The sequence below is a fragment of the Sinorhizobium sp. RAC02 genome (assembly GCF_001713395.1).
Taxonomy (GTDB): Bacteria; Pseudomonadota; Alphaproteobacteria; order Rhizobiales; family Rhizobiaceae; genus Shinella.
Genome location: NZ_CP016452.1, coordinates 2,095,804 through 2,107,290, shown reverse-complemented (window position 1 = coordinate 2,107,290; position 11,487 = coordinate 2,095,804). Strand labels below are relative to the sequence as shown.

Sequence of the window (11,487 nt, the reverse complement as noted above, 5' to 3'; positions counted from 1 at the left end):
AATATGCAATTGCATCAAAGCCAATCGCGATCTCCTCTACGAGAACTTTCAGGCATTGGGCTTTTGCAACGACAAGGTCGTAGGTTCGCTTCCGTTCAAGACCTGAGACGCCATTCGGCATTCACCCAGGAAGTCAGGCCGACTGCCTGAGCATGAGATCGGATCTCAGCAGAATCTGATCTTTGGCGGTTGCGCCATCGCTCACTTCGCTGAGTTTGCGAAGGAGGAGCTCGATCGCGAGGCGGCCGATCTCGTTGTAGTTCTGCGCGACCGTCGTAATGGGTGGGCAGGCATACCGCGACAATGGATGGTCGTCGTGACCGGCGACACGCAGATCGTAGCCGGCACCGTGGCCGATCTTCAAGCCGCGCTGCCAGGCGGCGGCGATGACACCGAAGGCCAGACGGTCGTTGGCGCAAAGAATGGTGCGGGAGGCAAGCTGATCGGGTTTCGCGAAGAGGCGGCTTGCCTCCTCGAAGGCGAACTGTTCGAAATCCCAGGTGGTCGTGTCGGCGACCGGCAGGATTCGAGGCTCGACGTTGAGGCGTTCCATGGCCTCCCGGTAGGCACTCAGGCGGGTGGCGGCGTTCGTATTGACCTGCGGCATGCCGAAATAGCAGGGTGGTTCGCCGGACCGGCAGAGATAGTCGACGATCAGCCCGAAACTTTGGCGGTTGTCCGTGCCGACGAACGCCGAGGCCTCATCGATCGGAGAATCGACATAGACGAGTGGAATGGCTTCGCCGAGCCGTTCCAGCGTGGTGTGGCGCGAGCGCGTTCCGAGCGGCGCGATGATGGCGCCGGCGACGTTCATCGACTTGAACGTCTTGATCGCGTTGTCCTCCATATCCGCGCGCCCATCTGATGACAGCACGAAGGCGAGGAAGCCCGCTTCATTGGCGATCAGTTCGATGCGCCGCGTCAGCGCCATGTAGAACGGGTCAGTCGAGTTGGGGATGACCACCCCGATGATGTTCGAGCGGCGGCGGTTGAGATTCACGGCGAAGATATTCGGCCGAAAGCCGGATTTTTTCAGCGCTTCCTCGATGGTGTCGCGCGTTTTCTTGCGCACCGAAGACGGGTCGTTGAAGTATTTCGACACCGTGGGCCGGGACAGGCCGACGAACTCGGAAAAATCCTCCATCGTTCTGATCGACTTGGCCAAACGTGTGCTCCCTGGGTTCTGATGCACGCCTTCTTAGCTGGCCCCATTTCGGGGGGGAAGCGCAAACTGGAGGCGACCATCGGCAGTTCGGCGATCAGTCGGCGGCAAACTGCACCTTCATCGTGGCGGGGTCCGTCGGCTTCCGTGTAAAGAACGGTAGCACCTCCTCCAGCGTCAGCCGATGCGAGACGAGTTTTGCCATTCTGCCATCATCTCGCTTGAGGATATCCAGCGCATCAGGGATGTTGCGGTTCAACGAATGCGAACCGACCAGCTTCAACTGACGGCGAAAGATCTCGAACGGCGCGATAGAGATCCGCGCATCCGGCGCGCAAACGCCGAAAAGCAGGGCCGTGCCACCATCGGCGACAAGATCGATCATGCCTTCGACGACACGCGCAATGCCGGTGGCATCGGCCACGAAATCGTAGGAGCGCGCCCTGTTCGCAAGGTCTGCGGAACCGGAGATAATTCCGCCCAGCCCGAGTTCGGCTGCGAAGGCGAGGCGGCTTTCGTTGATATCGGCGACCGTGACGTTTTCCGCACCTTCCGCCTTCAGCGAAAGCGCCAGCAGCAGGCCGATCGGGCCGGCGCCGATGACCAGCGCCTCGCGCGGCATGGGCGCGCCGTTGCGCAGGCCCGCACTGCCGAGGCCGTTGACCACGCAGGCGAGCGGCTCGGCGAGGGCTGCGATGTGATAGGGCATGTCGCCGATGCCGTGCAGGTGGTCGGCGCGCACGATGCTGTATTCGGCAAAGCCGCCATTGTGCGACACGCCATAGGCCTTCAGGTTTTGGCAGAGGTTCGATAGCCCTTTCCGGCAGGAAGGGCAGGTGCCACAGGGCAGGTTCGGGTCGACGGCGACCCGGTCTCCAACGCGAACACCGGTGACGTCGGCTGCAATCGCCTGAACCTCACCGGCAAATTCATGGCCCGGCACAAGCGGGAAGGCGCCGTCGCCATAACGCGCGTGCAGCACATCGATATCCGTGTGGCAGAGGCCGGATGCCCGGACCTTGACCAGGGCATGGCCGGGGGGAAGATCGCCGACCGGCAGATCGGCAAGGGCGGCTTCGCCCTTGGCGGTGAAGTGGATCGCTTTCATGTGGTTTGCCATGGTTCAGTTCATCCAGTTGCCGCCGTCGACATTGTATGTCTGGGCGAGAATGTAATCACTGTCCTTCGAGGCGAGGAAGACGGCGAGGCCCTTGATGTCGTCCGGCGTCGCGAACCGGCCGATCGGTACGGATTGCGCCACCGCCGCCTTCTTCTCGCCCGGCTTCAGCCCTTCCCACTCGGCGAATTTCGCATCGACAATATCCCAATGTTCGCCATCGACGACACCAGGCGCGATCGCGTTGACGTTGATGCCGTGTTTGACGAGGGCAAGGGCTGCCGACTGCGTTGCGGAGATGATGGCGGCTTTCGATGCGCAGTACAGCGTCACCAGCGCTTCGCCGCGCCGGCCGGCCTGGCTTGCCATGTTGATGATCTTACCGCCGCGCCCGCGCGTGATCATCACATTCGCTACCGCCTTCATCGTGAACAGCGGGCCTTTGAGGTTCACGTTGAAAACGCGGTCGTAGCTGTCTTCGGTGATCGCCTGGATCGGCGCCATGTCGAAGATCGCCGCGTTGTTGACGAGGATGTCGATGCCACCGAAGTCTTCGTCGATCTTTTTGATCACGGCATCGATGTCGGCAAGGTTCGTGACGTCGAGCTTGACGGCGGTCGCTGCGGGACCGATGGATGCCGCCGCTTCGCGGGCGCGCTCGAGATTGATATCGGCAATGATGACCTTTGCGCCCTCGGCGGCGTAGGCTTCCGCGAAGCCGAGGCCGATCCCGCGCGCGCCGCCGGTGATCAGGGCAATCTTGTCTTGAAGTCTCATATCGGTTCTCCATCCCGTCGTCACAACGGGCTGTGGTGGCGGTTCTGTTGATCGAAAACTTTTTTGATGCGGAGAGGCCCGGCGCCAAAAAACGCCAGGCCTCCCGGGAGGGCCTGCGGGCAAGCCGCAGGCTGAGCCCGTTACTTGATGTAGCCGGCGCGCGTCATGTCGCGCTCGACCTGCGTCTGGGCCGCTTCAAGCGCGGCATCGACCGTCTGCTGGCCGGCGAGCGCTGCGCTGACCTGCTGGCCAACGAAGGTGCCGATCGCCTGGAATTCCGGAATGGCGACAAATTGCACGCCGGTATAGGGCACCGGATCCTTGGTCGGTTTGGACGGGTCGGCTGACAGGATTGCCTGCAATACGGTTTCCGCGAACGGTGCCGCCTTCTGGTATTCCGGCAGCGCGTAGGTGGATTTGCGCGTACCCGGGGGCACGGCAACCCAGCCTTCGCTCTCGCCGACCATCTTCACATAGTCCTTGGAGGTCGCCCACTTCAGGAAGGACTTGGCGACGTCGGCCTTTTGCGAGGTTGCCGGAATGGCGAGGTTCCAGGACCAGGACCAGCTCGATCCGTTCGCCGTCTCTGCGATCGGCGAGCGCGTGAAGGCGATCTTGTCGGCGACCTGGCTCTGCTTGGGATCGTAGACGCGACCCGCGGCAGACGTCGCATCGATCCACATCGCGCAATGACCGGTCGCAAACAGCGTCTGGTTCTCGTTGAACCCATTCGCCGTCGCACCCTGGGGGCCGTATTCACCCAGAAGGGCGACGTAGTCGGTGATGGCTTTCTTCCACGGCTCGGAATTGAGCTGCGGCTTCCAGTCCATGTCGAACCAGCGTCCGCCATAGGCATTCACCATCGTGCCGAGGAAGGCCATGTTCTCGCCCCAGCCCGGCTTGCCGCGCAGGCAGATGCCATATTGCTGCTTGGACTTGTCGGTGAGTTTGGCCGCGTATTCCTTGATCTGCTCGTAGGTCGGCTGATCAGGCATGGTGAGGCCGGCCGCGTCGAACAGATCCTTGCGGTAGAGCGTGAACGAGCTTTCGGTGTAGAACGGCACAGCATAGAGCTTGCCGTCGACGGTCAGCCCTGCCTTGATCGGCTCAAGAAGGTCGGCATAGTCGTAATCGTCGCCGAGATCGTCGACCGGCGCCAGCCAGCCCTGCTTGCCCCAGATCGGCGCCTCGTAGCCGCCGATGGTCATGACGTCGAACTGGCCGCTCTTGGTGGCGATGTCGGTCGTCACGCGTTCACGCAGGACGTTTTCTTCCAATACGATCCAGTTGATCTTGTTGCCGGTTTCCTTCTCCCAGGCGGCCGACAGCTTCTGCATGATGATCATGTCGCCGTTGTTCACGGTGGCGATGCTGATTTCTTCAGCCTGCGCCAGGCCGCTGAGCAGGCCCAGGCCGACGGCAGACGATGACAGAATGCGAATAAGAATCCTCATAGTCCGTTCCTCCTTTACGGATGTCCACGCATAAAGCTACATGCGTAAAGTTGGTATCCGGTAAATTGATGGTGGATGTCAAGGGAATTATCTGGGCTCGGTGGGCGTTCGCTTCGTACGGTTTCCGCAAATATTTGAAAAATAAGGGCTAAACTCAAGTTTCTTATTGCGTCGCAAAAAGCAATTTGCTGCGATGCGGCATTACACAATGCCGTAATTTAATTTACGCGCGTAAAGTTATGTTGACTTTTCCGATGCAAGGCCGTTATCTCTCATGTAGTTGGTGGAGCCGTCTCGGCGGCTTTCATGCGGGGAGAAAGCATTGGCTATAACAAGCGCATTGGCGCCGGAGGCCCTGGGGCCTACGGTCACGGTCGGTGAAATCCTGGTGGAGATCATGGCCACGACGATCGGTACGGGGTTTCTTGAGGCCCAGCCGCTTCTCGGCCCGTTCCCGAGTGGTGCCCCGGCCATCTTTATCGATCAGGTAGCGCGTATCGGTGGCGCGGCAGGCATTGTCGCCGCTGTCGGCGACGACGACTTCGGTACGCTCAACGTCGAGCGCCTGCGGGCCGATGGTGTCGACGTCTCGGCGATCGCCACGATTGTCGGCAAGCCGACCGGCAGTGCCTTCGTCCGCTATCGCAACGATGGCGCACGCGATTTCGTGTTCAACATTGCGTATTCGGCCGCCGGCGAAACGAGCATGACCGAGGCGGCACGCTCGCTGATCGCGCGTGCGGGGCACGTCCATGTCATGGGCTCGGCCTTCGCCATTCCCGGCATCGCCGAAATCCTGGTGGAAGCGGTCCAAGCAGTAAAGGCGCGCGGCGGTTCGGTTTCCTTTGATCCTAACATCCGCAAGGAGTTGGTGCAGGACGGTGCGGGCCGCAAGCTCATTGATGACATGCTTGCGGTGACCGACCTGCTGTTGCCGTCCGGCGACGAATTGCTGGTCGCGGCCGGCGCTGCGACGGAAGAGGCGGCGGTGCAGCACCTCCTCGGCTTGGGCATCGGCGAAGTCGTGCTGAAGCGCGGCAGTGATGGGTCTACCCATTTCAGCAAGGTCTTTGGCCGTGTCGATTGCCCGGCCTTCGCAGTGGAGGAAATCGATCCGACTGGCGCGGGCGACTGTTTCGGCGCGGCCTATCTGACAAGCCGGCGTGCTGGCCTCCCGCCCGCCCGGGCACTGCTTTATGCCAATGCTGCCGGCGCCCGCACGGTCACGAAGCAGGGGCCGATGGAGGGAGTATCCAACAAGGCGGAGCTCGATGATTTCATTGCCGCCGCAGGCCGGGAGCTGACAGCATGAAGAACGTCCTGACGGGCCTTGCCGCCGCTCGGCGTGCGGGCCAGCCTTATGGAATTCCCTCCATTTGTTCCGCTCATCCCGTTGTGCTGCGTGCAGCACTCCGGCGCGCCGCAAAGGGCGGCGGGCCGGTGCTCGTCGAAGCGACCTGCAACCAGGTCAACCAGTTCGGCGGCTATACCGGCATGACGCCCGCCGATTTCGTCGCCTTCGTCGGGCAGATCGCGGGCGAAGAGGGGGTGCACCGCGACCAGATCATTTTCGGTGGCGATCATCTTGGTCCCAATCCCTGGCGCAAGGAGACGGCGGAGGTCGCGCTTGCCAACGCGGCGGACATGATCGAAGCCTATGTCGCAGCCGGTTTCGGTAAGATTCACCTCGACGCCTCGATGGGCTGCGCCGGCGAGCCCGCCGCCCTCGATGACAGTACCGTGGCGGAGCGCGCCGCAGCACTCTGTGCAGTTGCGGAACGAACGGCCGCCCGCGCCGGCCTGCCGGCTCCCGTCTACATCCTCGGCACGGAAGTGCCCGTCCCGGGCGGCGCGGACCATGCGTTGGCGACGGTCGAGCCGACGGCGCCGGAAGCGGCCCGCGAGACCATTGCCGTGCATCGCGCGGCATTCGCCAAGGCGGGGCTCGCCGAGGTTTTTGCGCGCGTCATCGCTTTTGTCGTGCAGCCGGGTGTCGAGTTCGGCAGCGACAATGTCATCGCCTACGATCCGCCGCGTGCCGCAGCCTTGAGCAGCCTTCTCGACGACGAGCCGACATTGGTCTTCGAGGCCCATTCGACGGACTACCAGACGGGCGACGCGCTGGCGGCTCTGGTCCGCGACGGCTACCCGATCCTCAAGGTTGGCCCGGGCCTCACCTTCGCCTATCGCGAGGCGCTGTATGCACTGGACCTTGTCGCGTCGGAACTGGTGCCCGGTTACGGTGAACGATCCCTTGCCAAGGCCATGGAGGCGCTGCTGACGGAAGCGCCCGGCTATTGGATCGGCTACTACCATGGCGATGCGACGGCGCTGCGCGTTCAGCGGCATTTCAGCTACAGCGACCGCATCCGTTACTATTGGACGCGGCCGGAGGCGGAGGCTGCCGTAGCAAGATTGATGGACGCGCTTGACGGCGTGCGCATCCCCGAACCGGTGCTGCATCAATATCTGCCGCAGGTCGCGCCGGGAGAGGGCCAAAGTGCCGAGGACATTCTGGTTGCCGCGGTGGACCAGGTGCTCGCGCTCTATGAAGGCGCGGCGGCTGCGAGCGTTCGAGGCTGAAAAGACGCACGCGACGGCGTTGCCGCTCGTGTGCTGGTTGGGAGGAGGAAATCATGGCGACTGCGAACACGCGTGGATTGGCGCGGCTGATGTTGGCGCCCTCGGTTGGGTTGCTTCTGGTTTGGATGATCGTGCCATTGGCGATGACGCTGTGGTTTTCGTTCCAGAACTACAACCTGCTGAACCCGGCCAATGTCAGCTGGGCGGGGCTGTTCAACTATCAGTATTTCTATACCGACCCGGCCTTCTTCCAGTCGATCTGGAACACGCTTTTGATCGTCGGGGGCGTGCTGTTCATCACGGTGCTTGGCGGCGTGGCGATTGCGCTTCTGCTCGACCAGCCGATGTGGGGGCAGGGGATCGTGCGCATCATGATCATCTCGCCGTTCTTCGTCATGCCGCCGGTGGCGGCGCTGGTGTGGAAGAACATGATCATGCATCCGGGCTACGGCGTGCTTGCCGATATCAACCGGGCGCTGGGTCTCCAGCCGGTCGACTGGTTTGCGCAATATCCGCTGTTTTCGATCATCATCATCGTCGCCTGGCAATGGCTGCCGTTTGCCACCCTCATCCTCTTGACCGCGCTGCAATCGCTCGACGGCGAGCAGAAGGAAGCGGCCGAGATGGATGGCGCCGGCTTCGTCTCCCGCTTCATCTACCTGACGGTGCCGCATCTCTCGCGCTCGATCACCGTCGTCATCCTCATCCAGACGATCTTCCTGCTCGGCGTCTATGCGGAAATCCTCGTCACCACCAATGGCGGCCCGGGTTATGCATCGACCAACCTGCCGTTCCTGATCTACCGCACGGCCCTTCTCGGCTACGACGTCGGCGGAGCCTCCGCCGGTGGCATCATCGCCGTCATCCTCGCCAATATCGTCGCCTTCTTCCTGATGCGCGCCGTCGGCAAGAACCTCGACAAATAGTTTATCGCAGTTCCGGACGGAAAACCGCTTCACACTTTTCCTGGAACAGCTTTTAGGGAGGACAAGACCATGGCTCGCGCAGTTTCGACAAGACGCACTGTAGTGTTCACGATCGCCGCCTGGATCGTCGCGCTGATCATCTTCTTTCCGATCCTCTACACGATCATCACCTCGTTCAAATCCGAGACCGAGGCGATCCAGGGGTTCAACATCATCCCGTCAGGCACGGTGGAGAGCTATGCAGCCGTGCAGGCGCAGAGCAACTACTTCAAGTTCTTCCTGAACTCGGTGGTGCTGTCGCTCGGCTCGACGCTGCTGGCGCTGTTGATCGCCGTGCCCGCCGCCTGGTCGATGGCGTTCTCGCCGACGGCCAAGACCAAGGACATCCTGATGTGGATGCTCTCGACGAAGATGATGCCGGCCGTCGCCGTGCTGGTGCCGATCTACCTCCTCTTCCGCGACTTCGGCCTGCTCGACAGCCGCATTGGTCTCACCGTCATGCTGACCATGATCAACCTGCCGATCGTCATCTGGATGCTCTACACCTACTTCCGCGAGATCCCCGGCGAGATCCTGGAGGCGGCGCGCATGGACGGTGCGTCGCTGTGGGGCGAGATCGTCTACGTGCTGACGCCGATGGCGGTACCCGGCATTGCCTCGACCATGCTGCTCAACATCATCCTCGCCTGGAACGAAGCCTTCTGGACGATCCGCCTGACGACGACCAATGCAGCGCCGCTCACCGCCTTCATCGCCTCGTTCTCCAGTCCGCAGGGCCTGTTCTGGGCGAAACTCTCGGCAGCCTCGACGCTGGCCATCGCGCCCATCCTGATCATGGGGTGGTTCTCACAAAAGCAGCTTGTCCGCGGCCTGACCTTCGGCGCCGTGAAGTAAAAACAGATCGGGGAGGAACCACCATGGGCAAGATCATCCTGAAAAAGGTCAACAAGAGCTTTGGCGAGACGCAGGTCATTCCGGGCATCGACCTGACCATCAACGAGGGCGAGTTCGTCGTCTTCGTCGGCCCGTCGGGCTGCGGCAAGTCCACGCTGCTGCGCCTGATCGCCGGCCTGGAAGACACCACCAGCGGCATCATCGAGATCGACGGCCGCGACGTCACCGGGGAGGCGCCGGCAAAACGCGGCCTTGCCATGGTGTTCCAGTCCTACGCGCTCTATCCGCACATGTCCGTGCGCAACAACATCGCCTTCCCGCTGAAGATGGCGAAGATGAGCCCCGAGGCGATCGACAAGAAGGTGACGGAGGCCGCGCGCGTGCTCAACCTCACCAACTATCTCGAGCGCCGTCCGGGCCAGCTGTCCGGCGGCCAGCGCCAGCGCGTGGCCATCGGCCGGGCGATCGTGCGCGAACCGTCGGCCTTTCTCTTCGACGAGCCCCTGTCGAACCTCGACGCGGCGTTGCGCGGCACGATGCGGCTCGAGATCAGCGAGCTGCACCACCAGCTGAAGACCACGATGATCTACGTCACCCACGACCAGGTGGAAGCCATGACCATGGCCGACAAGATCGTGGTTCTCAATGCCGGCAATATCGAGCAGGTCGGCTCGCCGCTCGATCTCTACAACAAGCCCGACAACCTGTTCGTCGCCGGCTTCATCGGCTCGCCGCGCATGAACTTCGTCAAGGGCGAGGCGGCCAAACCGTACAACGCGCCGACCGTCGGCATCCGCCCGGAGCACATCAGGCTCTCCAAGGAGAGCGGCACGTGGAAGGGCCTCGTCGGCGTCGCCGAACATCTCGGCTCCGACACCTTCCTGCATGTCAATGTCGAGGGCATCGGCCTGATGACGGTGCGCGCCGGCGGCGACTTCCCCGTCACCCATGGCGATACGGTGTGGCTCACCCCCGACGAAACCCGCATCCACCGCTTCGACGACGCCGGGAAGGCCGTGAGATGAACAGGCTTGAGGGCAGGAGCGCGCTGATCACCGGATCGGCGCGCGGCATCGGCCGCGCCTTCGCGGAAGCCTATGTCCGCGAAGGCGCAAGGGTCGCCATCGCCGACATCAACATCGAACGCGCACGGGCGACGGCGAGCGAGATCGGTCCGGCAGCCTATGCGGTCGAGATCGACGTGACGCGGCAGGCTTCGATCGATGCCGCGGTTGCCGAATGGCGAGCTACCAGCCGGCAAACTCTGCGAGCAGGCTCTCGTCGACCCGCCCTGCTGCAACATCGGCGAGGGCCTGATCAAGGATGGCGACACCCTCCTGCGCTTGGTTTTCGGTGAGCGTCAGGGGTGGGGTGAATTCGAGCACGTTGGAGTGGACCCCGACGTAGTAGAGCACGAGGCCAAGCTGGAAGGCGCGGTAGATGGTGAGCGCAGTTTGCCGTGCTGCTGGTTCACGGCTCGTGCGGTCGGTGACAAGTTCGACGCCGAGAGCAAGGCCGCGGCCGCGTACGTTGCCGATCAGCGCCTGGCGAGCAGCGAGACGGTCGAGGGCCTCGCGCAGCACCGTGCCGGTTCTCTCCGCGTTCTCGACGAGATGGTCGCGTTCGATCGTCTGGAGCACGGCAAGGGCCGCGGCGGCGCAGACTGGATTGCCGTGCACGGTCTGTAGCGAGAAGGCGACTGCGTGGTTCATGATGGCTTCCGGGCCGACCACCGCCGAAATCGGCAGGCCACCGCCAAGGCCCTTGCCGAAGACGACGATATCCGGCTCGATGCCGGAATGTTCGAAGGCGTTGAACAGTCCGCTGCGGCCGAGCCCGACCTTGACCTCGTCGGAGACCAGCAGGATGCCGTGCTTGCGGCAGAGTGCTTCCACCGCCTTGAAGTAGCCATCCGGCGGAACCAGCATGCCCCCATCCGACTGGATCGGCTCGATGAAGAACGCGGCGACTTCTTCCGGCGGCACGTCCGTCGCGAAAAGCGTTTCGAGATGGGCGAGGGCGGTGTCCTTGGCGGCCTCCGGGCTACCGGCGGTATAGCTGTTGGGATAGGGCACAAGCGTCAGGCCTTCGGCCCGAGTGCCTTGCTGTGCCGGATGGCCGGAGACGGCCATGGAGCCGACGGTTCCGCCGTGATAGGCGCCGCTGAAGGCGAGGATGCGCGGCCGGCCGGTGGCGGCTACGACCATGCGGGCGACCGTCTCGTTGGCGTCGGAACCGGAATGGCCGAACCAGACCCGGCCGCGAGCGCGTTCCGGTACGAGGGACAGGAGCTTCTCCGCAAGCAGCACGCAGGGCTCGTTTGCGGTCGAAAGGTAGCTGGCGCCCGCCTGGTCCGAGAGCGCACGATCGACCGCCGCGCGGACCGCGGGATGGGAATGGCCGAGGCTCGCCGCACCCCAGGAGGCGGCAAAGTCGAGGAGCTGCCGTCCGTCGTCGCCGGTGAGATAGGCACCGCTGCCACCGACGATCGCCTGCGGGAAAAACCGCAGATGCGCCATTTTCGAGACCGATCGGCTTTCGCGGGCGTAGAGACCGGACATCGTGCTTTCCTCG

At 63.0% G+C, this 11,487-nt stretch carries 10 protein-coding genes and 1 pseudogene; 6 read left to right on the top strand and 5 right to left on the bottom strand.

The window, feature by feature from the left end; all coding sequences use genetic code 11:
• Positions 1–133: 133 nt before the first annotated feature.
• From BSY16_RS30805 to BSY16_RS30790, 4 genes are all read right to left on the bottom strand, one after another.
• The gene (locus BSY16_RS30805; RefSeq protein ID WP_069063813.1) at positions 134–1,144 is read right to left on the bottom strand and encodes a LacI family DNA-binding transcriptional regulator; all 1,011 of its coding nucleotides are present in this window, start codon (positions 1,142–1,144) and stop codon (positions 134–136) included.
• Positions 1,145–1,259: 115 nt separating this feature from the next.
• Entirely contained in the window at positions 1,260–2,270 is a 1,011-nt protein-coding gene (locus tag BSY16_RS30800) for a zinc-dependent alcohol dehydrogenase family protein (protein ID WP_069063526.1), read from the bottom strand.
• Positions 2,271–2,285: 15 nt separating this feature from the next.
• Positions 2,286–3,056, bottom strand: a complete 771-nt coding sequence (locus BSY16_RS30795) for an L-iditol 2-dehydrogenase (protein WP_069063525.1) — start codon at positions 3,054–3,056, stop codon at positions 2,286–2,288.
• Positions 3,057–3,196: 140 nt separating this feature from the next.
• Positions 3,197–4,510, bottom strand: a complete 1,314-nt coding sequence (locus BSY16_RS30790) for an ABC transporter substrate-binding protein (RefSeq protein WP_069063524.1) — start codon at positions 4,508–4,510, stop codon at positions 3,197–3,199.
• Positions 4,511–4,832: 322 nt separating this feature from the next.
• Between BSY16_RS30790 and BSY16_RS30785 the strand changes: the two genes are divergently transcribed.
• From BSY16_RS30785 to BSY16_RS31810, 6 genes and pseudogenes are all read left to right on the top strand, one after another.
• Positions 4,833–5,822 carry a tagatose kinase gene (locus BSY16_RS30785; protein WP_286157296.1) on the top strand — a complete coding sequence of 330 codons (990 nt, stop codon included), beginning with the start codon at positions 4,833–4,835 and terminating at the stop codon, positions 5,820–5,822.
• The gene (locus BSY16_RS30780) at positions 5,819–7,093 is read left to right on the top strand and encodes a D-tagatose-bisphosphate aldolase, class II, non-catalytic subunit (protein ID WP_069063522.1); all 1,275 of its coding nucleotides are present in this window, start codon (positions 5,819–5,821) and stop codon (positions 7,091–7,093) included. The genes BSY16_RS30785 and BSY16_RS30780 overlap by 4 nt, the downstream gene beginning before the upstream one ends.
• Positions 7,094–7,146: 53 nt before the next feature.
• Entirely contained in the window at positions 7,147–8,019 is an 873-nt protein-coding gene (locus BSY16_RS30775) for a carbohydrate ABC transporter permease (protein WP_069057896.1), read from the top strand.
• 69 nt (positions 8,020–8,088) lie between these two features.
• Positions 8,089–8,913, top strand: coding sequence for a carbohydrate ABC transporter permease (locus tag BSY16_RS30770; protein ID WP_069057897.1), 825 nt, complete (start codon positions 8,089–8,091; stop codon positions 8,911–8,913).
• Positions 8,914–8,936: 23 nt separating this feature from the next.
• Positions 8,937–9,938 (top strand): ABC transporter ATP-binding protein, encoded by a 1,002-nt coding sequence (locus BSY16_RS30765; RefSeq protein ID WP_069057898.1) that lies wholly within the window; start codon positions 8,937–8,939, stop codon positions 9,936–9,938.
• A pseudogene (locus tag BSY16_RS31810) lies at positions 9,935–10,150 on the top strand (SDR family NAD(P)-dependent oxidoreductase); the annotation flags it as partial. The gene BSY16_RS30765 and the pseudogene BSY16_RS31810, both read left to right, overlap by 4 nt.
• A gap of 10 nt (positions 10,151–10,160) precedes the next feature.
• Here BSY16_RS31810 and BSY16_RS30760 read toward each other — a convergent pair.
• The gene (locus BSY16_RS30760) at positions 10,161–11,474 is read right to left on the bottom strand and encodes an aspartate aminotransferase family protein (RefSeq protein WP_069063521.1); all 1,314 of its coding nucleotides are present in this window, start codon (positions 11,472–11,474) and stop codon (positions 10,161–10,163) included.
• Positions 11,475–11,487 lie beyond the last annotated feature (13 nt).